Origin of the sequence: Mesorhizobium sp. M1E.F.Ca.ET.041.01.1.1, from assembly GCF_003997355.1 — a bacterium.
Taxonomy (GTDB): Bacteria; Pseudomonadota; Alphaproteobacteria; order Rhizobiales; family Rhizobiaceae; genus Mesorhizobium.
On the sequence record NZ_RZSL01000041.1, the window covers coordinates 1 to 21,616 of the forward strand.

Genomic DNA, 21,616 nt, shown 5'->3' on the forward strand with positions numbered 1-21,616 from the left:
GGTCTACAGCGCCATCTTCCTCGCCGGCGCGGGCGGGATATATCTCGTCTTGAGAAGCGCGCCGCGCGAGGAGCTGCTGGTGCTCGGCTTGGCGCAGTTTCTGGTTGGCCTGCTTGCCATCCTTGGCCTCGTCATCACCGATGCTGCGGTGCACCGGATCGACTGGAGGGCGACCGGGACATTGTGCTGGCTCGCCCTTTTCGGCTGGATCGGCATCAGCGGTGTCTTCAAACTCTACGCCGCCTCCCGGTATTTCAGCTCGCAATCGGCATCATAGGTTGCAGAGACCGCTGGATTTTCAGGTGACGTAGGGTGCATCGTGCCGGGCCGATTGCCTTCGCTAGGAACGCCATGACCAGCACAACCTCGCCATCCTCCGAGAAAATCCAGCCGCGGCTCCGACCTGTCCGGCCAAGCGATGCGGAGGCGCTTTGCGCCATCTTCAACATGCCGGGCTTCCGCTCGGGCACGCTCAGGATGCCCTTCGAGAGGGTGGAGCAGGTGGAGCGGCGCATCGCCAAGTCCGGCCAGGAAACCACCTGGATCGTTGCGGAGTTGGAGGGCAAGGTCGTCGGCCACGGCAGCTTGGTCGTGCAGGGTTCGCCGCGCCGTTCGCATATCGGCGAGATCAATATCGGCCTTCACGATGCCTTTGTCGGCAAGGGCATCGGCTCTGCCATACTTGAGGCGCTGCTTGACGTGGCCGACAACTGGCGCGCGCTGAAGCGGGTCGAATTGACCGTCTATGCCGACAACGAACCGGCCATCCGTCTCTACACGAGCCACGGCTTCGAGGTCGAAGGTCGGCATGTGAAGGCCGGTTTTACCGACGGGCAGTACCATGACCTCCTGAGCATGGCCCGGCTGCGGTTCTAAGATACGGTGTTTCCCTTGGCGTTTGCACCGCATGCGGTTAGACGGAGCCAATGACCGCCTTCCTTGATCCGACCCCTACGCCTCCGGTGGAAATTCTGGCCGTGCTGTCGCTGCTCTGCCCGGAAGTCGTGCGCGACATCGAGCAGAACTGGAATGCACCGGTTTCCGATTACGCCCGCCATCTGTGGCGGCCGGTGGCAAGGCCTGCATCGGGCCCGGCAATCGCTGCCCGCTCGATCCTGCGAGACGTCCTGCGTCAGCGCCTCGGCGTGATTATGCAGCCTGAGGAGATCGGCAAGGCCCTCGAAGAGTTCGAGCAGAGACCGGTGATTCAGTCAGGCCTGCACTGCCTGCTTCTGATGGACCGGATCACCTTCGATGCCCTCCTGCTTGCCTGGCTCGGCGCGGTCGAAAACGGGCTGTCGGCCTTCGTCAACTTCATGGGAACGACGATGACCATGGAGACAATCGGTCGGGAGGGGCCAGGATGGCTCGATGTCGGCGACGACAAGGTCAACCTGTTTGGCATGGGACGCCACAAACTGTGCCGCAAAAGCGCCTGCGTGGCCGGTCCTGTCTCCCTCAACAAGCGCGCGCTCGAAGCTGTGGGCGATGAAAAGGATGCCAGCCGCTGGCTTGGCACACTGCTTGCCAGCCAGGACAAGGTGTTTGGAACCGCCGCCGATGCGCTGACAGCCCTCAATGAGGATCTGGTCGCCGATTGGGATCGTTCCGGCACGGCCCTGCCGGTTTTCATCGATGATCGGCTCGCCGCGGCTGCCATGGCGCGGCACCTGGAATATGACGGCAGCCTTCTTTCCAGGCTGCTCATTGAGCCCGCAAGGCGCCAGCGTCTCGAACGTGCCTTGCAAGAGGCCGCATCGGGCCCATTTGGCAGATTCCTGCCCAATGCCACGGACTATTTCTGGGGCATCCGCGAGGAACGCGTGCGCAAGCTCGTCCTCGAGGACGGGCAGCTGATCGAGCCTGACAGGCCACATGGTCTTTCCATCCCGTTCGAACGGCCGCATCTCAGGCAGGCGCTGCTGGACGGCGTGCTGCTGCCGAACTTGTTCCTGATGTTCCTCGTCCTTGCCATATTGCCACGCGTGCGGGTTGTGGGTGGCCTGAGACAAATTGGCTACGTAGCGCTTTTCCACTCGATCCTGCTGGCTGCGATGGACGAAAACGCGCCGGAAGAGCGCGATCTGGCTGCGGAGCTGCAGGTTCGCGAAAATGCCTGGGGCATGCGGGTCATCGATGAAAGCATCTCGGTCCGCGAGCAGCTTGCCGGCCTGCCGGAAGGGGCGATCTTCCCGGAACTGCTCCGGCAATATCGTTTGCGGACACTTGCCGAGACGACCGACGACCTGAAACTGGTCCGCGAAGACTCCCGATGGCGCAAGATCGGCCGGGCGAGCCCGCCCGGAATCGGCAGCGTTCTGCCACCGGACCCACGCTGATCGCTCGATGCCCATTTGCGCTGCCGCTTGCTGGTCGACGGCTATAGGTTCATCCTTGTGTGAATACCCGGCCGTGAGGTGCGTAGCGGGATTACGCCGTCACGGCCCCTAGCGAGGTCTGTTCGATGGACTGCTCGGGCTGCGGTTTCGAGGTTGAGGGCGGTTTCGCTTTCTGTCCGAAGTGCGGAAGGCGCCAGCCCGTGCCATGCGCTAATTGCGGCTATCTCTGCGCACCTGATTTCGAGTTCTGTCCGAAATGTGGGACAAGCGTCGGTGCGCCCGCGAAAGCCGTCGAAAGGCCTGCTCCGGCACCAAGCCGGACCGTTGTGCCGCCTTCGCGAACTCCGTCGCTGCTTGCGAATATCGAAGGCGATGGGCTGCATCCCGCCTCAGACGCCGATCGCCGGACCGTAACGGTCCTGTTCGCTGATCTTTGCGGCTTCACGACACTAAGCGAGCAGCTCGACCCCGAAGTGATGCAGGCACTGCAGAACGAACTGTTCAAGGAATTGACGGCAGCCGTGCGAAACTTTGGGGGTTTCGTCGACAAATTCATCGGCGATGCACTGCTCGCTTTGTTCGGTGCTCCGGTCGCGCATGAGGACGATCCGGAACGTGCGCTTCGCGCCGCGCTCGACATGATGGCCCGGACGGCGCGGCTCGGCGAAAGGGCCCCCAGCTCCGGCTCGCCACTGTTACTCCACATAGGCATAAACACCGGTCCGGTCGTCACTGGCGGATTGGGCATCGGCACCGCCAAATCCTATTCGGTGACCGGCGACACAGTGAATACGGCGCAACGCCTGCAATCGTTGGCCGCACCGGGTGAGGTGCTGGTAGGCGAACTCACTCACAGGCTGACCCGGCATGCCTTCTCTTACGAGTCGCTGGGGGATGTCATGCTTCGCGGCAAGGCCGGCAGTGTGCTCGTCCATCGACTGGATGCGCCGCTGGCGGCGCCGCGTGCCGCGCGCGGGCTCGAGGCGCTCGGCCTTAGCGCGCCGATAATAGGTCGTGGTGCGGAGCTCAATAGAATGCTCGCGTGCCTTGACCAGGCGTGCGGCGGCGCGGCCCAACTTGTCCGCCTCGTCGGAGAAGCCGGTATCGGGAAATCGCGACTGGTGAAGGAGTTCGTCGCCCGCGTCGGCGACGAGGATCGTTTTCGCAACGTCGCGGTGCGGCAGGCCACGTGCTCACCGCTGGGCGAACAATCATTTGGCGCCTTGGGCGCGGTGGTGCGCAGCGCTGCGGGGATGATGCAAAACGACAATGGGGACGAAATGCGGGGGAAGCTCGCAGGTTTGCTTGCCGAGCTCGGCCTGCAGGGCGAGGAGGCGAGGCGGCTGATGCCTTTGCTCTACCATGTGCTCGGCCTTGGCGACCCCGATGCCACCTTGCAGCATGTCGAGCCCGAGCAACTGCGGCGACAAATTCTCTACGCAGTCCGTACAATCGTCGAACGGCGGCTTGCGTTGTCGCCGCTGTTGATTGTCGTCGAAGACCTGCACTGGGCCGACGCCGTGTCGCTCGAGGCACTCCGTTTCGTGATGGACAGGTTGGAACGCACGCGGTTGATGTTGCTGGTCACCCATCGTCCGGCGCCGGACAACGACCAGCTCGACTCAAGTCGGGTCAGTCACACAGCGCTCAGGCTTTCGCCGCTCAACAGTGACGACGGACGCAGACTGCTGGCGGCGCTTTTCGGCGAGAGCTGGGTAAAGTCCGCAGGAGGGCTTGTCGACCAGATCCTCGAGCGCGCAGGCGGCAATCCCCTTTTTGTAGAGGAGATCGTTCGCGGGCTTATCGATCGCGGTGTGCTAATACGCGAGGGCCAGCGATGGCGGACTGTGACAGGCGAAGTTGCAACCGGCATTCCCGCCACTATCCAGGCAATGCTGCTTGCCCGGGTCGACCGGCTGCCCCAAGAGGTGCGCCGGTTGGCCCAGGAGGCCGCGGTGATCGGCCCGCGCTTCGACGCGACCCTTCTGAAAGCCGTGACGGCCGACCCCGGCCGCTTGGAAGCCGGCTGCGAATTGCTCTGCGATGCGGAAATCATCGAGGAGGTTGCCGGATCAGGCTCAGTCTCGTCGCAAAGCTACCGCTTTACGCAAACGTTGCTGCAGGACGTGATCTACCAGAATCTGCTCCTGCAACGCCGGACCGACATTCACGGGCGGGTCGGTGCTGCCTTGGAGCAACTGTGCGGCGACAAGCCGGAACGGCTCGAGGATTTGACCGTGCTCGGTCATCATTTCGCACAGAGCACCGAGCGGGAGAAGGGCGCGCACTACCTGCAGGAGGCGGGCGATCGCGCTCGCATGATATACGCCAATGACGACGCCCTTCGTTTCTACGAGCGAGCACTGACTGCGTTGGATGCGACCGGGCAAACGCCGCTCAAACTGGCAATTGCAGAGCGCATTGCCGATTTGAGCGGCCCGGCAGGCCGCCGCGAGATCGCGCACCATCACTACGAGACGGTGTTGCAGGCGTACCGCGAGTCAGCCGATCGTGTCGCCTCGGCGCGAGTTTTGCGCAAGATCGGTCGGCTGCTCTGGGATATCGGCAAGCGGGACAAGGCAGAATCCCGCTATGCTGAGGCCGCAGCGCTCCTCGATGGAGCGGATGCGCCGATCGAGCAGGCGCATCTCTGGCAAGAACGTGGCCGACACGCGTTCCGAAGCGGAGATCACGCTCTTGCGGCGACATTGGCAGACGCGGCGCTGGATAGCGTACGCACTCTGACAACGGAGCATGTCTCCGAGGTAGGGCGTGAAGCCACTCTTGTGACCGCCGAGGCGCTCAACACCAAGGCTGTTGCCCTGGCTCGCCTTGGGCGAAACCTTGAAGCGGTGCGTCAGGTTGAGCGTAGCATTGAATTGGCCGAAGCCGCCGGTCTACTGGGCGCGGCCTGCCGCGGCTACACCAATCTCGGCGTGCTTTACACGACCATCAATCCTGCACAGGCGATAGAGGTCTGTCGGCGCGGTCTTGAAGTGGCGCGTCGTGTTGGTGATCTGGGGTTCCAGGCGCGCCTCCTCGCCAATCTGGCGGTCGCTTGTTGTACTTTCACGGATCGCTGTCCAACGGAGGGCGTGCCTGCTGCCGAGAAGGCCATCGAGATCGACCGGGCGCTCGACCAGCGCGAGCACCTGCCGGTGCCGTTGATCGTGCTCGGGCAGATCCACCAGTGCAGCGGCCATCCGGAACTGGCGGTTGGCTTGTTCCAAGAAGCACTGGACGTAGCCCGCGAAACGGGCGAACCCCAACTGCTGTTTCCGTGCTATGATGGTCTGGCAACGCTTAATCTCGACCTCGACAATCTGGCCGAGGCCGAACGCTACTTTTCCCTGGCGCAGGGCATATGCGCCCAGCACGGGCTCGACCCGGAAGCGCTTGTGGTGCTGCCTTTTCTCGACTAGCCGGGCGGGAGGTTGGAAATGTCGGTGCATAGTGACTTGATACCGCTTCAACCGGGCGACCGTGCGCCTAACGTGGTGCTCGACGCCATTACCCAGGAAGGCAAGATCGCGCTTGACGACTTTCGCGGACAAAGACCGGTGCTGGTCGGCCTGTTTCGAGGTCTGCATTGTGCGTTTTGCCGGCGCCATATCGCTGCCCAGGCGCGACTTGATCCGGAGCTGCGCGAAAAGGGCGTGGGGAGCCTGACGGTGGTCAACACGCCGATCGAGCGGGCGCGTCTCTATTTCCGCTACCACCCGATGCCGAATCTGCTTGCGGCCTCCGACCCTGAACGCGCTTCACATCGTGCTTTTGGACTGCCCAATCTCGAATTCACCGAAGACGAGACGAACTGGCCGTACAAGGTCTCGATGGCAGCGGCAAAGGATATGCGGGTCGACTTACCAGGCGAGTTGCCCGGTCCAATGGATCCTTTTGCGGCCAGCGAATTCCTCGACAAGAAGGACCATTACGAACTGACGGAAGCCGACGAGCAGATGATGGCAACCGGACACGGACAACTGATCGGTCAGTTCCTACTCGACCGGCAGGGGGTGGTCCGCTGGAGCTTCACGGAGGTTCCAGAGGGTGGGCGATACATGTTTACGGCGCCGAACCCCCAGGAGCTGATGTCGGCCGTGTCGCAAGTCGCCCAATAGGCTTGCAAACGAGGTGACGGGCAGGACGCTGAACAAAAAGCGGAACAAAGGCCTCGGTGAGCCAGAATGTGCGGTCTGGCGATGCCCGCGCACTCGTGGCAGCACGCACCCGACTGACAAGTTCACCGCTCATTCGAGCACGGCCTCGAGACGGACAACAAAGTCGTCGAGCGAGCGATCCCCACGAATTTCGATGCGCGGAAGGTCGATGGGATCGGACTCGAGGTCCGCCGGCCCGTGTCTGCCGCCGAAGCCGATCCGATAACCGCACTCCCTGGCCAGCCGTCCAAGCCGTCGGTCGGTGACAGAGAAGGGCGCCGCGAACGACGCGATTGGCCGACCGGTCCACCGTTCGATGAACATGCGAGAGCGCAGGAGCTCGGCGGCCAGGTCGGCGCTCGACAGACCATCGATTGCGCGATGCGTCGCCAGATGGCTTCCGAAGAACGCACCTTCGCCCGCGAGGCGTCGCACCGTTCCGGCGTCCATAAGTTGCGTTGGCGGACCGCTGACGGCGTCCCACTGCGCACTTTGACCCACCAAGTCCGTCACCAGGAACACTTCCGCGGTCAGGTCGTTGGCGCGCAAGATCGGCCAGGCGTGGTCGGCAAAATTCTGGAAGCCGTCGTCGAAGGTGATGAGCACCGGGCGGCCAGCGAAGGGTTGACGGTTGGCGATGGACCATTCCAGCTGCTCGGACATGATCGCGTGAAAGCCATTGGCGCGCAGCCATGCCATCTGGCTGGCGAATGCCGCGGGCGTGAGCCGAAAACGGGCGAGCGCTGCCGGACCATCATCGGCGACGCCGTGATACATGAGGACGGGGATACGCTGCCGCCGTTCGGTACGCGCGACGTCGCGGCGCAAGGCCCGTGCTCCGCCCCAGACGATATTTCGCGCGACCCCGATACCGATGGGCGCACGGATTGGCACGTGATCAATCATCGGTTCCGTCGCCACGTCGTCTGGCGACAGGCGGCGGAAGCGGTCTATGCGATAGAGCTCGGTCTGGATCGATTGCTCGAGGACAAGGCCTTCGGTCGCTGCCAGCGTTTCCGAGATCGCTTGTGCGCCGAATGTGTTCCAGTCGAAGCCCGTCCTTTCAACATTGTCTCGGAGCACGAATGCGTGTGCGCTGATGAGACTGCCGCCAGGCGCCAACGCCTCAACAAGTTTTTCGGCGATGCGCCGCAACTCGGCGAGATCATCCAGGTAGTAGAGCACTTCCGAACAGACGATCAGATCCATCTCACCCGGAAGCGTGTCCGCGGAGAAATCCAGTACGCCGAACTCGACATTCGGCTGATCGCTGCATCGCGCGCGCGCCCGCTCGACGGCTACGTTGGAGATGTCAGTTGCGGTCAAATGGCCTACTCGCGGCGCCAGTTGCCGCGTGAAGTGGCCCTCCGCGCAGGCCAGCTCAAGCGCCCGTCCGATAGGACCGGCAGGCAGAATCTCGAGCTGGCGCTCATATTTTTCCTGCTCATAGGGCGAACCGTAGTTCCAGGGGTCCTCGGTCGCGAAATGGCGATTCCAGAACGACGTGCGATCTTTGTCGTGGTCATCCGCGGCATGTTTACGGCGCGGTGCTGCAAGTGGCTCCGCAGGTTCGGCGCTCGACCGAACCAGCCCCTGCGCTTCCGCGGCCAATAGCGCGAGTTTGCCGAATTGGCTGTCTGGATCAGACCGGTGTCCAGCCATGGACAACGATGCCTCGGCTGCAGACATGTTTGACTTGTCGGCACCGCCGCCCTGTGAGGCCAATTCAATCCAATGGCGCCTTGTCACTTTCCCGAGTGCGCCGAACTGCACGCGAGCCTCGATACGGCCATCGACCATCAGATAGGCATAAATTTGATCGATTCCTTCCGGCAATTCGATCGCGGTCGGATTTCGAGCTTCGATACGAATTCCGAGCGTCCGCGCCAATCTGCGCGGCGCAGCAAGGTCGTCTAAGTCAAGAAGCATTTGCTCAAGGTGATACTGGACACGGCGACCCGCTGCGGGATCGTCCCAGACCTTGCCGAGTTCGATGACCAATTCGGTGAGGGCGCCGCCGAACCTGTCCCACCTGGCAGCCAATTGCGCTGGCACCGATAGGCTTCCTACCATAAGTCCATCTAAGACCACCTTGGCGATCTCACGCACCCATTTACGTCCTGCCGGAAGTGCGCGCAGGAACTGCGGGTTGATCGAGCGCGAGCCGCGGCCGCAATCCGACGCTGCGTTCCACAGAGCGAACCACGCCAATGCTTCGGCAGCGGTGCGGCCGTTCGCGTCGATCGCTCCATTGGCGTGAGCCGATGCTGGGTGTTTGACCCTCGGATCAGGAGAAAAGCCGCGGGCGATCACGATTTCCGCATCTGCCAGCATCTGCGTCGAATTGCTGGTGAGTGCGTTGGGGTTGGTCCGATGGAAAGCGAGCGGCTCGTCGACCATCAGCCAACGTTTGCCGAGACGCGCGAGGCGCTGCCACAGGTCCCAGTCCTCGCAAGTGCGCAGCGACACATCGAAACCGCCCAACTCGACAATAGTCTTCCGGTCGACCAGCAGCGCGTGAGCGCGGACCGCACACCGGCGGGCGAATGTTTCGAAGGGCTGGATCGCAACTTCCGTTGCGATGCTCGATGGGGTGAGTCCGCCGTCGGGCATCACGCGCCGAGAACCGCAATAGGCGGCCACCGCATCGGGAGCGGCTTTCAGTGCGGCCAGCATTTTCGCAAGAAAGCTGGCATCCACCCAATCGTCCGCATCCAGAAACATGAGCCATTGGCCGCGCGCCATCGAAATCCCGCTATTGCGCGCGCCGGCGGCGCTATGCGCGCAAGAGCTCAACGTGCGAAATCGGGCATCGTGCTCCACATAACGCCCGATGATCGCGGGGGTGCGGTCCGTGGAGGCGTCATCGATGATGATCGCCTCCCAATCCGCTATTTCCTGATCGAGAAGGCAATCGAGTGCGCGCGCCAGCGTTGCCTCAGCGTTGTGCGCAGGAACCACTATTGAAACCAAGGGATTATGCGCCACGCTATCTTACCCGCGCCTGCTTCGAAGGGAGAACAAGAGTCCCAAAACATAGCCTGACATCGGGCGTCGAACCCGATCCGTCCCTCGAGCCGTGGTCCACTACAACCATCTCCGGCGCCAGGTAAATCTGCCGGCGGGTGCTGGCAAGCGTTGCGCCGATGGTTTGCTTGGCATTGGCCATCGGTACCACAACGCTTACGGGAGCATTGTCCTGGATCATCGAGCTTCGGAACGTCGAAAACGGATAACGGCATCGGATGGCAGCACTGCTCTGTCAAGACTGTCATACAACAAAGAAACTCAATCCCATTCGCATCGCGCTGGTTTTTTAGTAGGCTGTCGCGAGGCAAGGTTGGGTATCCGACGTGACGGTAGTCAACGATCGTCTTCTCGAAAGCAAGATGACCAAGGTGGAGCAGGCGCGAGCCTGGAGTCCACGCGTCATCTCGAAATTCGAGACGCTGATCAGGAGCGCCGACGACTACTCGCTCTATCGTGTTAATCCGCTGGCCTTTGCTCGCGACCGCGCAATTGCCGAGCCTGAAGCAATCGACCTCTTCCTTCATGCCGCCCGCTGTGGCTTGTTCGACATGAGTTGGGATGTGCTCTGTCCCCAGTCCGGGATGGTGCTCGATAGTTTCGGCGCCCTGCGGACGCTGAAGACCCACTACGTCTGTGGCCTGTGCGACGTGTCTGGCGACACCGACCTCGACGACTTCATCGAGGTCACCTTCTCGATATCACCGAAGTTGCGCCGCCTGCCGCACCATGATCCCGAGTCGCTCTCTGTCGAGGATTTTCACTGGAAGCTCCACTTCGGACCTGACGGGCGGCTACCGGGACAAGGGCTTCGCTTTCTTGACGTTCTGCGCGGCTTCGTTCGGGGCATGACGTTTCTGCCGCCCGGCACCACCACAGCGCTCCGCGCCGACCTCGGACCGGGCGCCCTTGCGGGCGTCAACGTGCAGACGCAGGCCGCATTCGCTGTGCCGATATCAGGTGATCCGGCATTGGCGCCGACGCTTCTGAAGATTGATTATGACGGCAAACGCTTCTTGCCGGCGTTGCCCGCCGTGCCACCTGGTCCGATTGTCATCGAGGTAACGAACAGGGGGCCGGTGCGAGGTTCGTTGCTTGCCATCAACTGGCCGCCCGAGCTTGTCGCGCTGACTAACAAGCCGGCGCTCGATTTCGACCCTTATGTTTCCGGTGGAGCGCTGCTTGCACGGCAAACCTTCCGCCAGCTCTTCCGGTCCGAACGTGTCGACGAGAAGGAGGGGCTCGGTATCCGGCAGATCACCTTCCTGTTCACGGACCTCAAGGGTTCGACCGCCATGTATGAGCGCCTGGGTGACCTCAACGCCTATGCGTTGGTCCGCGAGCATTTCGCTCTGGTCAACGCGGCGGTTCAGCAACATTCCGGAGCGGTGGTCAAGACGATTGGGGATGCGGTGATGGCTGCATTCTCGCAGCCGTCGGATGCAATTTCGGCTGCACTCCACATCTTTGAAGAAATCGATCGCTTCAACGGCGACCATGACGGGCCGGGGATCATCCTGAAGATCGGTGCCCACTGTGGACCGTCGATTGCCGTGACGCTCAACGACAACCTCGACTATTTCGGCCAGACCGTGAATGTCGCCGCGCGCGTGCAGTCCTTGGCGGAAGCCGGACAGGTCTGCATTTCCGAGGCGCTCCATTCCGCGCCCGGGGTTAGCGAAATGCTTGCCGGCCTTCGTGTCGTGCCTTTTGACGCGCCTCTTCGAGGTGTGGAGGGTGATGCAACTGTCTATCGCATCATGCGGGGATAGACACGGATTGCGTGCCAACTCCCTTTCGCACTGCCTAGAACCGGAGCTTCCGGGCTGGACAAAAAAGGAATGGTGCCAGAGGCGGAATCCAAGTACAGGAAATTTGGTTTTGTTTCCAGATAGTTGACAATCGTCTCGTGGCAGCTCGAACCAACAAAAATACCAACAAAATATTTCTGTGGATTGGTTCGTTTCCCGAACACTATTCGCCAATGACGGTTCCCTGAATGGAAGAGCGGGGGTGTTTGCCGTGGATTTGAGCCGAATCCGATAAGTTTAATTTCTAATCGTCTAACCACTGGACTGCAATTTGCCTGTCTCCACGCAGCGTGGTCGACGCGGAGCGGGGACCCTCAACGCAAGAGCGCAATTAACCGAAGCCGCTTTGAGCATTGCGGATACTGAACGACCGCTTTGCGCCCGCAAGTCGGCCATTTAAGTAGGCTCTGACACCGCCTGAAAGCAGACGTTGCCATCGATTACGTTGGAGGAAACCCCCCGATGTAGTGGGAACCTAAGGTAACTTATGCCACACTACAGCAGGTCGAACGCCCTCCGGAAGACGAAAGGAGCGGGCCAACATTTGCAGATCGCCGGGGCCGCGACTCAGCGTGAGTAAGTGTCCCCTTTCCACGAAAAGGCAAAGAGATGACACCCCGAACGAAGTACGCGCGAAGTGGAGACGTGGCCATCGCATATCAGGTCTGGGGCAGTGGTCCAGTTGACCTTGTCTGGGCACCGGGAACGGCATCCCACCTCGATCTGGAATGGGAGATGCCACTTCGCGCTCTGTTTTTCGAGAAGCTTGGGGCGTTCTGTCGGGTCATCAAGTTCGACAAGCGTGGAACGGGGCTGTCCGATCGCCCAATCCGAATGGCGACACTTGAGGAACGGGCCGACGACATCCGGGCGGTGATAGATGCGGAGAAGGTGGAGCGCGCCAGCCTTTTCGGTGTTTCGGAGGGGGGCTCGATGACGAGCTTGTTCGCTGCCTTGAACCCTGACCGCGTGAGATCGCTGATCGTCTGGGGCACGCAAGCTCGTTGGTGTACTTCGGATGATCACCCATGGGGCATGTCGTCCGAGGCGTACGATCAGCTTATCAAGGATATGGCCGAGAACGGCCCCTCAGACGAATACATCCGTGGAGCAGGAGTCGGGCTCGGGCGTACTGTCGATCAAACGGTGGTCGATGCCTTCGCTCGTCATATGAGGGCCGCTGCAAGCCCGTCCGCGCATGCAGCCTACGAAGCGATGAACCGGGACATCGATATCCGGAACATCCTTCCCACGATTTCAGTCCCAACGCTGGTCATGAACCGGACTCAGGATCCGGTTGCATCGGTTGAAGCCGCGCGCGACATGGCGCGGCGCATACCTCAAGCAGAGATGAAGGAGTATCCCGGGGACACACACACCTTTGTCGCCAAGGATATGGATACGATTTTGGCTGACATTCAGTCGTTTCTGACCGGTGTGACGCCGGAGGTTGCGTCTGACCGAAAACTAGCCGCCATACTGTTCCTCGACGTCGTGTCATCGACGGACCAATTGGCGAGGGACGGGGATCAGTCATGGAGCAATACGCTGACCTCTTATTACAACATCGTGCGCAAGGAAATCGCACGCTACCGCGGCGAGGAGTTCACGGTTGCCGGTGATGGCTTCTTGGCACTGTTCGACGGACCCGCGCGGGCGGTACGATGCGCCCTCACCATTGCCGCCGCGGTGAAGCAGCTTGAGATCGACGTTCGAGCGGGTGTCCACGTCGGGGAATGTGCGATTGTTGGGGCCAACGTAACAGGCCTCGCTATCCACACGGGAGCAAGAATCATGAGTTCAGCGGAGGGGGGAATGGTTTTGACCTCTCAGACCGTGAGGGACTTGGTAGCGGGCTCAGGCCTCCGTTTCTCAGATCAGGGCGAGCGCGTGCTCAAAGGTGTGCCTGACAAACACCGGTTATTCCTCGCGATGTTGGAAGACGCTGGGGCGACTTCGTAGAGATTCCCCGCCTTGGTTCTAAGCCGTTCTAAGCTCGTAGCGGCAGCGAGCGGGCGGCCCCGCTTTCGGCCCCTGCTGCCCGTCAGCAATGCGCCTAAAGCAGACTTTGTCGAACGGCCACTTCTGACCCATTCCAGTCGTTCCCGTCACACCTGCCGGACGACCGCCGTGCGGCGCAAAGCGGACCTGCCGTCGCCCCCGCCGGGCTCGCCCTGGATTTCCTCAGCCTGCTCTCCGACATCGGCTGACCTTCGTCGGCGAGCAGCCCGACAGGAATCGGATCGAGGAATAGCGGCTGGCGCCCCCTAGCGCCGGCGTCAGGGCAACCGTGTTCCAAGTCGACCGATGGAGCGCGTGCTGTCTTGGCGTCGTCTCGGCGGTGCCAATAGTCAAGCCAGCGGTCCAATCGCCTTGATGAACGAGATCATTTACAACCGCAGAAGTGAATGATATCATTCATCCATGAAGTCCGCGCTTGAACGCATTCAGCTTGCTGCATCCAGCACCACACCGTCCTTGGTTCCGGTGGGTCTGTGGATGACGGCACATCCGATTCAGACGTTGTCGCAAAGTGCTGAGGAGATTGCGGCGCTGACCGTCACCTCGGTCTCGGCAGTCAACCGGTTTTCCAAAGCCGCGGGGTTCAAGGGCTTTGGCGAGCTGAAGGCCCATCTGGGTGTCGAGATGCAATCGGTGATGGAGCCGGTTCTCAAGTTGGGCCACGCGCGCGAAGAACCGGAATTGACGGAAATTGCGGAGGCCGTGCGGGGCGCTGGCGAGGCGCCACAGATCGCCACGGTCGCAACCTGGATCATGAAGGCGCGGCGCGTCTGGTTTCTTGGTCTCGGGGCGTCAAGCCATTTGGCCGGCTATGCAGTGCACACGCTGATGCCATTTGTCGAAGCGATCGAAGCCGTCGCGGGCGAGGGCGGCACCGAAGAGGTGGCCCGCCGGCTCATGCGGTGCGGCAAGGGTGATGTTTTGATCGCGCTCTCGCTGCCGCGCTATTCTAGGGACACCGTTCATCTCGTCCGCTTCGCCCGCGATCGCGGCGCCTCCATCGTGGTGATCACTGACGACCAGGCCTCACCCTTGAGCGCGATCGCCCACATTCGGCTCCTGGCGCCGGCGGCACATGGCGTGCTGCCAAGTTCCGCCATCGCCATGATGGCGGTGATCGAGGCCTTGGCCTCGGGAGTGATGACGCAGAATCCGGACGCTGTGCGATTGGCCCGCGATCTGGCCGAGACAGTATTAGCCTATCTGGCGCCGCGCTCCGCGTCGCCGGAAAATCAAAACCTTGAGGAGGAAGAACCATGAAGACGAAAATCGCAGCCCTCGGCTGCGGCGCCATAGCGGCGTTGATGCTGGCCGGCACGGCACATGCTGGGGCGGTGCTCGATGCCATAAAGAAGAACGATGTCGTGACCTGCGGAGTTCACACCGGCAATCCTGGTTTTGCACTGGCCGACAGTTCCGGCAAGTGGGCCGGGTTCGACGTCGATTATTGCCGCGCGCTGGCGGCTGCGGTGCTCGGCGACGCCAACAAGGTCAAATATGTGCCCACCAGCGGCCAGACCCGTCTGACCGCCCTGCAAAGCGGCGAGATCGACGTCCTCGCGCGCAACACGACCTGGACTTACACCCGTGACACTTCGCTGAACCTGGTTTGGGTCGGCATCAATTTCTACGACGGCCAGGCCTTCCTGGCGCCGAAGAAAGACGAGCTGACCTCGGTCAAGCAGCTCACCGGCGCAACCATCTGCGTCGACTCGGGCTCGACCACCGAAAAGAACCTTGCCGATTACTTCGCCGCCAATGGGCTGACCTACAAGGCCGTCGTTTTCGACCAGCAGGAGGCTTCGCATCAGGCTTTCATCAACGGACGCTGTGACGTCTACACAAATGACTTCACCAGCTTGGCGTCGTTTCTGACGACCGAAGTGCCGAACAAGGAAAATTATCAAATCCTGCCGGAATTGATCTCGAAAGAGCCGCTGGGGCCGGCGGTGCGCCGTGGCGACGACGATTGGTTCGCAATCGCCAAGTGGGTCCTCAATGCGATGGTCCAGGCCGAGGAACTTGGTGTCACATCGCACAACATCGACGACCTCAAGGCCAACAGCAAGGACCCCGCGGTGCTATCGATTGCCGGGGCTGGCGACGATCTCGGCCGCTTTCTAGGGCTGAGCAAGGACTGGAGCTACAACATCGTCAAGCAGGTCGGTAACTATGGGGAGGTCTTTGACCGCAATCTCGGATCCGGGTCGGTGCTGAAGCTGCCGCGCGGACACAATGAATTGTGGATGAAGGGCGGCCTGCTCTATTCCCCGCCGCTGCGCTGAGCCGATGTCGGGGGTCGATCTCTCCCACAAGGAAGGCGGGGCGCGGGCCATCGCTCCCCCCATCCCCGCCCCGCGTCGACGCGCGGCGGGGATGATCGCCGTACAGGTGCTGGTTCTGGCCGTCGCCGCCGGGGCATTCCTCTGGCTCGCCCATAACGCGGCGGTCAACCTCGCTGCCCGCCACATCGCGTCAGGCTTTGGCTTCCTCGGTGATACGGCCGGCTTTTCGATCTCGGAAGGGCTGGTTCCCTACACCAGCCGCAGCAGCTATGCCGTTGCCTTCGCGGCCGGTATTGCAAATACCCTGCGCGCTGCTCTTCCGGCGATCGTTTTTGCGACCCTGATTGGGCTCGTCCTCGGCATCGGACAGATCAGCCGCCATCCGCTGGTGCGCTTGATCACACGTGGCATCGTCGACCTGATCCGGAACATCCCGCTGCTGGTCCAGTTGCTGGTCTGGTATGTCGCCATGCTCGAACTGCTGCCACGAGCCGCCGATGCGCTCAACCTCGGAAATATATTGCTGCTGAGCAATGGCGGACTTGCCTTTGCCAAACCATTGATGACGGCGCCCGAGGCGGGTGTCCTGATCGTCTCGATGCTTGTGCTCTTTGCAGCGGCGCTGCTAGTCAGAGGCCATCGAGCCGGCGCACTTGCCGCCGCCGCTGTGGTTTCGGCAGCGCTCTGGCTCTATGTCCCGGATCGCTGGGATGTGCCGGTGGTCGGCCTGTTTGGAATTAACGGCGGTGGCACGGTCAGCGTCGAATGGGCTTCGCTGGTGGGTGCGCTGACGCTCTACTCAGGCGTCTATTGCGCCGAGATCGTCCGCTCGGGCCTCCTCGCCGTGCACCGCGGGCAATGGGAAGCCTCTCATGCGCTGAGCCTGACACGCGGCCAGACCCTGCGACGGATTGTGATCCCGCAAAGCCTGCGGGTGATCGTGCCGCCCTATACAAGCCTGGTCATGAACACGCTGAAGAACTCGTCGCTGGCGGTGGCGGTGGGCTATCCCGATATCGTCTCGATCGGCACCACGTCCCTTAACCAGACCGGACAGGCGATCGAATGCATTGCCATCATCGCGGCGGTCTACCTGTCGCTTAACATTCTCACCGCCGCGGTGATGGGGAACGTCAACCGGCTCGTTCAGTTGCAGGAGCGTTGAGGTAGATGGCAACCATGCTTCTTCCGCCAAAACCTGTGGCGACGGCGGCCCGGCTGCGCGCCTTGCTCTTCGCCGACACGAAAACCGGACTGGTCTCGTCCGCTCTACTGGCGCTCTTGGCTTGGGCGCTGTGGCGGGCCCTCTACTGGGGCATCTTCGCCGCCGAGGTCGCACCGAACCCCGAGGTCTGCCGCGCCGTCGCTGGAGCCTGCTGGGGTGTGCTGGTCGAGAAGGCGCGGCTGATCCTGCTGGGTCGCTACCCCCAGGGCGAACAATGGCGCCCGGTGCTGGGGTGCGCCCTCCTGCTCGGATGCCTCGGCGCGGCGGCTCTACCGCGCTTCTTCGGTCGATCGGGCCTTGCACTGGTGAGCCTGGCGCTGGTTGCTTTCGCCATCCTGCTCGGTGGCGGTATCTTCGGGCTTACGCCGGTTGGCACCGACCTCTGGGGCGGCCTGCCGCTGACCATTCTGCTGGGAGTCATCGCCTGCCTGCTCGGCTTGCCGCTGGGCATTGTGCTGGCGCTCGGGCGGCAGTCGCATCTGCCGGTGCTGTCCTGGCTTGCAACATCCTATATCGAGCTGGTGCGTGGGCTGCCGCTGATCACCCTGCTGTTCTTCGGGGCCTTCGTGCTGCCAATCCTGCTGCCGCCGGCGTGGCGGCTGGACCCGATGCTGCGCGTGGCGATCTGCGTCGTACTCTTTGCCGCCGCCTACCAGGCCGAGATCTTCCGCGGCGGCCTGCAGGCGATCGGTAGAGGCCAGCGCGAGGCGGCCCACGCGCTCAACCTAAACCGCTGGCAGACCCTCACGCACGTCGTCATGCCCCAGGCACTTCGAATTACAATCCCGCCCTTGGCGAGCCTTTTCATCGGCACCATCAAGGACACCTCGCTGGTAGCCATCGTCAATATCTACGACCTCACGGGAACGCTTCGGCTGGCCCAGGGCGATGCGCAATGGCGGCCCTATTTCGTCGAGATGTACATGATGGTCAGCGCCATCTACCTCGTCATGGGCCTTTCCATAGCTACCTATGGCCGATATCTGGAGCGCCGCTATGCCCTTAAATGACCCCGCCGCAGGCATATTGCTCTCCATTGAAGGGGTGCACAAATGGTTCGGCTCCTTCCATGCCCTCGACGACTGCTCGCTGAGCGTAAATCGCGGCGAGAAGATCGTGATCTGCGGGCCCTCCGGCTCAGGCAAGTCAACGCTCATCCGTTGTATCAACCGCATCGAGGAACATGACGCGGGCTGCATCGTTTTCAACGGCACGCCGATCGATGATTCCCGCCTCGCTGTGCAGGCCCGCAAGGGCATCGGAATGGTATTCCAGCAGTTCAACTTGTTTCCGCACCTCAGCGTCCTCGACAACGTCATGCTGGCACCGACGCTGGTCAAGAAGCAAAGCCCCGCGGCAGCGCGCGAACAGGCGATGGCGCTTCTCGACCGGGTGCATATCGCCGAGCAGGCGCTCAAGATGCCGGGGCAGCTCTCGGGCGGCCAGCAACAGCGCGTGGCGATCGCGCGGGCGCTGGCCATGCAGCCGCAGCTGATGCTTTTTGATGAGCCCACTTCGGCGCTCGACCCGGAGATGGTGGGTGAGGTGCTTGACACGATGCAAGACTTGGCGAGCGACGGCATGACCATGATAGTGGTGACTCACGAGATGGGATTCGCCCGCAAGGTCGCCGACCGCGTTGTCTTCATGGAGGCCGGGCGGATTCTCGAGATCCAGCCGCCTGAAAAATTCTTCGTGCAGCCGCAATCCGAACGCAGCCGCGCCTTCCTCGGCAAGATCCTGACTCATTGAGGCTTCATGAAAGTACCCTATTCCTTGGCCCTTCACGGCGGCACCGGAACGATCTTGCCTGGCAATCCTGCCGCTGAAGCGGGCTACCGGCAGGAGATGATCGCGTCGTTGAACGCCGGGACGGCGGTGCTGGAGGCGGGCGGGTCGGCCATCGACGCGGTTGTCGAGACGGTGCGCATGCTGGAGGATTGCCCGCTTTTCAATGCTGGACGCGGCGCCGTCTTTACCGAGGATCAGGTTCATGAGCTCGATGCCGCAGTCATGGCGGGCACCGGGCTCCAGGCAGGTGCAGTCGCCGGAGTGCGTCGCATCCGTAATCCGGTCGTGGCGGCAGCGGAAGTCATGCGCGCCGCGCGCAGCGTGCTATTGGGCTCGGATGGGGCCGAGAAATTTGCCCGCTCCCGCGGTCTTGCCCTGGTCGAGCCCGACTATTTCTCGACCCCACACCGCCTGCGGCAATTGCAAGATTTGCGCGCCCATGACACCAACGCCCAAGCGCTCGACCATGATGCTCCGGCAGAGGGTCGTTTCGGCACCGTTGGCGCGGTGGCGCGCGACCGCGAAGGGCGTCTCGCGGCCGCAACCTCAACCGGCGGAGTGACCAACAAGCAGGCCGGACGGATCGGGGACACGCCTGTCATCGGCGCGGGGACCTACGCGAACGACCGCTCCTGCGCGATCTCGGCGACCGGCACCGGCGAGCATTTCATCCGTGCCTGCATCGGCCATGATATCCACGCCCGCATGGTGTACGCGGGCCTGACGCTGGACGAAGCGATGGCGGCCGCCATCGCCGAGGAGCTAGCCCCGATCGGCGGGCGGGGCGGATTGATCGGCATCGATTTTGGGGGCAACATCGTCATGCAATTCAACTCGATCGGCATGTATCGCGCCTGGGTACGCGAGGGCGACGGCCCCGAAACCGCGATATTCTGAGCCGGGCGGGTCGAAATGGTGGAGAAGTCCCTGACCAAAGCGAGAGTCGCCGAAGAGACGATCGCGGCGGCGGAAAAACTGCTGGGGCTTAGCTATACGGCCGCGGAACGGGCGCAGATGGCAGATAACCTCGGCGGCCAGATCGACGCGGCGCAGGACTGCCGCGCCATGGTCTTGCCAAATGATGCCCCGACGGCCAGCCGCTTCGACCCCAGACCGCCGGGGTTTCGTATGCCCCCGGGACCGGACGCCCTGAGCTTGTCCTCGGACCTGCCCGCGCTACCCGCCAATGCCGAGGATATCGCTTTCGCGCCGCTCACGCATCTGGCGGGCTGGATGGCCAAGGGCGCGCTCACCAGCCGTGCGTTGACCGAAATCTACCTTGACCGGATTTCGGCCCTTGCCCCCCGGCTCGAATGCTTCGTCACGGTCACTCGCGAACTCGCGCTGGCCCAAGCGGAGGCAGCCGATGCTCTGACCCGCGCCGGGGTCCACCTTGGCCCGTTGCACGGCATCCCTTACGCGCTGAAGGACCTTTTCGACACGAAAGGCATTGTCACCGGCTGGGGTGCAGAGCCGTACCGCGACCGTGCTCCCGACAGCGATGCCTTCGTGGTGCGCGTCTTACGCGCGGCTGGGGCAGTCTTGCTCGGTAAGACCGCGGTCGGTGCACTGGCTGATGGCGACACCTGGTATGGGGGCATTGTTCGCAATCCGTGGAATCTTGGCGAGGGCGCGCGCGGATCGAGCGCCGGATCGGCCTCGGCTGTCGCGACAGGCCTCTGTGGTTTTTCCATTGGCACCGAGACCCTGGGCTCGATTGTTGCACCGAGCGATCGCTGCGGGGCGACCGGGCTGCGGCCGACCTTCGGGCGGGTATCTCGGGCGGGGGTAATGGTGCTTTGCCCCTCGCTCGACAAGGTCGGGCCGATCTGCCGGGGCGTCGAAGATTGTGCAATTGTCCTGTCAGTCCTGAATGGTGCTGATCCGGAGGACACCAGCTCGATCGCAGCACCTTTCCGCTTTGACGCGACGGCGGGTATCTCGGGCCTGCGGCTGGGCTATCTGCCCAAAGCCTTTGGCGCGGAGGCGACAGCGGTTGATCATGCCGCACTGGCGGCGGCACGGCGTCTCGGAAACGAGGTGGTCGAAGTCTCGTTGCCCGAACTTCCCTATGGCTCCTTGAAGAACCTAATGCTTGCCGAGGCAGCGGCCACCTTTCAGGCGCTGACGTTGAGCGATCAGGATGACCTTCTGCGCTGGCAGGGCGACGAAGCCTGGCCCAATACATTCCGCAAGGCGTGGTTCCTTTCGGCCGTCGATCATGTCCAGCTCGACCGGCTGCGCTACCAGGTCATGCTCGCGCTCGACGGGCTTTTTGCCGAAGTTGATGCCCTGATCGGGCCGCTCGATACCGGACCGATGCCGCTGGCCAGCAATTTCACCGGCCACCCGTGCCTACACATGCGCGCCGGGTTCCTGGAGCTTGCCACACGCCCGCCGGCCTCGGTTACGGCGGTCAAATCGGAGGCTGAGACGGGGCTGAAATCCCGGGTGCCGCAGGGCATTTCGCTCTGGGGCCGGCTTTTCGATGAAGGCAAATTGCTGGCTTTGGGTCTCGCGCTTGAAGCTGCACTTGGTGTGGCAGCAGAGCTGCCACGATTGTAAATCTGCGCGCCCGTGGCCGTCCGGCTCCTTGCTCGATCCGATGCTGAAATTCGAACCGACGACTTGGAACGAGACAAGCGTTCCTGGAATATTGAGCGCCGCAGATGACATGGGCCAGGCAGAAATGATGCTGGCGTGCCGCAAGCGCCCGATCGGCTAGTCAGTTTCTCACCACCTTGAACGCCCGCCTAGGTAATCCCGCGCAGGCCGGAAGGTCCGATTCTGAATATCCGAGCCCCGAAGCCGCCTGTCCGCTCTCGGCCAGGTTGTGTGCGTCAAGTTCTGCAAAAAGGGGCGGCCCTGTTGCTGGTCATGCGGCTTGGCGTAGAGCGAGCTTCTTGTGCTCGCGCAGGTCGTCCATGTTGATGTAGCGGTTGGCCTCCATCCAGTT

At 62.3% G+C, this 21,616-nt stretch carries 15 protein-coding genes and 1 pseudogene; 14 read left to right on the top strand and 2 right to left on the bottom strand.

Translation table 11 applies throughout. The annotated features are described in order from the left end of the window. From EOA38_RS06125 to EOA38_RS06145, 5 genes and pseudogenes are all read left to right on the top strand, one after another. Positions 1-277 (top strand): annotated as a pseudogene (locus EOA38_RS06125) (hypothetical protein); the annotation flags it as partial. Positions 278-351: 74 nt separating this feature from the next. After that, positions 352-876 (top strand): GNAT family N-acetyltransferase, encoded by a 525-nt coding sequence (locus EOA38_RS06130; RefSeq protein ID WP_127298740.1) that lies wholly within the window; start codon positions 352-354, stop codon positions 874-876. 50 nt (positions 877-926) lie between these two features. After that, positions 927-2,339 carry a hypothetical protein gene (locus EOA38_RS06135; protein ID WP_127298741.1) on the top strand — a complete coding sequence of 471 codons (1,413 nt, stop codon included), beginning with the start codon at positions 927-929 and terminating at the stop codon, positions 2,337-2,339. Between the two features lie 125 nt (positions 2,340-2,464). Continuing rightward, positions 2,465-5,761: an adenylate/guanylate cyclase domain-containing protein gene (locus EOA38_RS06140; protein ID WP_127298742.1), complete on the top strand. Its 3,297-nt coding sequence runs from the start codon at positions 2,465-2,467 to the stop codon at positions 5,759-5,761. 18 nt (positions 5,762-5,779) lie between these two features. Next, positions 5,780-6,460 carry a redoxin family protein gene (locus EOA38_RS06145; protein ID WP_126090185.1) on the top strand — a complete coding sequence of 227 codons (681 nt, stop codon included), beginning with the start codon at positions 5,780-5,782 and terminating at the stop codon, positions 6,458-6,460. A 129-nt stretch (positions 6,461-6,589) separates the two neighbouring features. Here EOA38_RS06145 and EOA38_RS06150 read toward each other — a convergent pair whose 3' ends face one another. Then, the gene (locus tag EOA38_RS06150) at positions 6,590-9,487 is read right to left on the bottom strand and encodes a trifunctional glycosyltransferase/class I SAM-dependent methyltransferase/polysaccharide deacetylase (protein WP_127298743.1); all 2,898 of its coding nucleotides are present in this window, start codon (positions 9,485-9,487) and stop codon (positions 6,590-6,592) included. Between the two features lies 1 nt (position 9,488). Beyond that, the gene (locus EOA38_RS06155) at positions 9,489-9,707 is read right to left on the bottom strand and encodes a glycosyltransferase (RefSeq protein WP_127220067.1); all 219 of its coding nucleotides are present in this window, start codon (positions 9,705-9,707) and stop codon (positions 9,489-9,491) included. 145 nt (positions 9,708-9,852) lie between these two features. Here EOA38_RS06155 and EOA38_RS06160 point away from each other — a divergent pair, with 145 nt between their 5' ends. The 9 genes from EOA38_RS06160 to EOA38_RS06200 all read left to right on the top strand — a co-directional run bounded on the left by EOA38_RS06160 (position 9,853) and on the right by EOA38_RS06200 (position 21,225). Continuing rightward, a complete protein-coding gene (locus tag EOA38_RS06160; protein WP_127220068.1) occupies positions 9,853-11,298 on the top strand; it encodes an adenylate/guanylate cyclase domain-containing protein in 1,446 nt (481 codons plus the stop codon). A 684-nt stretch (positions 11,299-11,982) separates the two neighbouring features. Then, positions 11,983-13,299 (top strand): adenylate/guanylate cyclase domain-containing protein, encoded by a 1,317-nt coding sequence (locus tag EOA38_RS06165; protein ID WP_189350365.1) that lies wholly within the window; start codon positions 11,983-11,985, stop codon positions 13,297-13,299. Positions 13,300-13,761: 462 nt separating this feature from the next. After that, positions 13,762-14,619 (top strand): MurR/RpiR family transcriptional regulator, encoded by an 858-nt coding sequence (locus tag EOA38_RS06170; protein WP_127298744.1) that lies wholly within the window; start codon positions 13,762-13,764, stop codon positions 14,617-14,619. Then, a complete protein-coding gene (locus EOA38_RS06175) occupies positions 14,616-15,644 on the top strand; it encodes an amino acid ABC transporter substrate-binding protein (RefSeq protein WP_126090179.1) in 1,029 nt (342 codons plus the stop codon). Before EOA38_RS06170 ends, EOA38_RS06175 begins: the two co-directional genes overlap by 4 nt. A 4-nt stretch (positions 15,645-15,648) precedes the next feature. After that, positions 15,649-16,809, top strand: a complete 1,161-nt coding sequence (locus EOA38_RS06180) for an ABC transporter permease subunit (RefSeq protein ID WP_126090178.1) — start codon at positions 15,649-15,651, stop codon at positions 16,807-16,809. Positions 16,810-16,814: 5 nt separating this feature from the next. After that, on the top strand, positions 16,815-17,879 hold the full coding sequence (locus EOA38_RS06185; RefSeq protein WP_126090177.1) for an amino acid ABC transporter permease: 1,065 nt from the start codon (positions 16,815-16,817) through the stop codon (positions 17,877-17,879). Continuing rightward, the gene (locus tag EOA38_RS06190; protein WP_126090176.1) at positions 17,842-18,621 is read left to right on the top strand and encodes an amino acid ABC transporter ATP-binding protein; all 780 of its coding nucleotides are present in this window, start codon (positions 17,842-17,844) and stop codon (positions 18,619-18,621) included. The genes EOA38_RS06185 and EOA38_RS06190 overlap by 38 nt, the downstream gene beginning before the upstream one ends. Positions 18,622-18,645: 24 nt before the next feature. Then, positions 18,646-19,557, top strand: a complete 912-nt coding sequence (locus tag EOA38_RS06195; protein ID WP_245480777.1) for an isoaspartyl peptidase/L-asparaginase — start codon at positions 18,646-18,648, stop codon at positions 19,555-19,557. Between the two features lie 15 nt (positions 19,558-19,572). After that, positions 19,573-21,225: an amidase gene (locus tag EOA38_RS06200; RefSeq protein WP_127298745.1), complete on the top strand. Its 1,653-nt coding sequence runs from the start codon at positions 19,573-19,575 to the stop codon at positions 21,223-21,225. The last annotated feature ends 391 nt before the right edge of the window (positions 21,226-21,616 follow it).

Bases quoted from the DNA above. Each gene is read 5' to 3' on its own strand.
- EOA38_RS06130 (WP_127298740.1), top strand. From the start codon at position 352: ATGACCAGCACAACCTCGCCATCCTCCGAGAAAATCCAGCCGCGGCTC.
- EOA38_RS06135 (WP_127298741.1), top strand. From the start codon at position 927: ATGACCGCCTTCCTTGATCCGACCCCTACGCCTCCGGTGGAAATTCTG.
- EOA38_RS06140 (WP_127298742.1), top strand. From the start codon at position 2,465: ATGGACTGCTCGGGCTGCGGTTTCGAGGTTGAGGGCGGTTTCGCTTTC.
- EOA38_RS06145 (WP_126090185.1), top strand. From the start codon at position 5,780: ATGTCGGTGCATAGTGACTTGATACCGCTTCAACCGGGCGACCGTGCG.
- EOA38_RS06155 (WP_127220067.1), bottom strand. From the start codon at position 9,707: ATGATCCAGGACAATGCTCCCGTAAGCGTTGTGGTACCGATGGCCAAT.
- EOA38_RS06170 (WP_127298744.1), top strand. From the start codon at position 13,762: ATGAAGTCCGCGCTTGAACGCATTCAGCTTGCTGCATCCAGCACCACA.
- EOA38_RS06175 (WP_126090179.1), top strand. From the start codon at position 14,616: ATGAAGACGAAAATCGCAGCCCTCGGCTGCGGCGCCATAGCGGCGTTG.
- EOA38_RS06180 (WP_126090178.1), top strand. From the start codon at position 15,649: ATGTCGGGGGTCGATCTCTCCCACAAGGAAGGCGGGGCGCGGGCCATC.
- EOA38_RS06185 (WP_126090177.1), top strand. From the start codon at position 16,815: ATGGCAACCATGCTTCTTCCGCCAAAACCTGTGGCGACGGCGGCCCGG.
- EOA38_RS06190 (WP_126090176.1), top strand. From the start codon at position 17,842: ATGGCCGATATCTGGAGCGCCGCTATGCCCTTAAATGACCCCGCCGCA.
- EOA38_RS06200 (WP_127298745.1), top strand. From the start codon at position 19,573: ATGGTGGAGAAGTCCCTGACCAAAGCGAGAGTCGCCGAAGAGACGATC.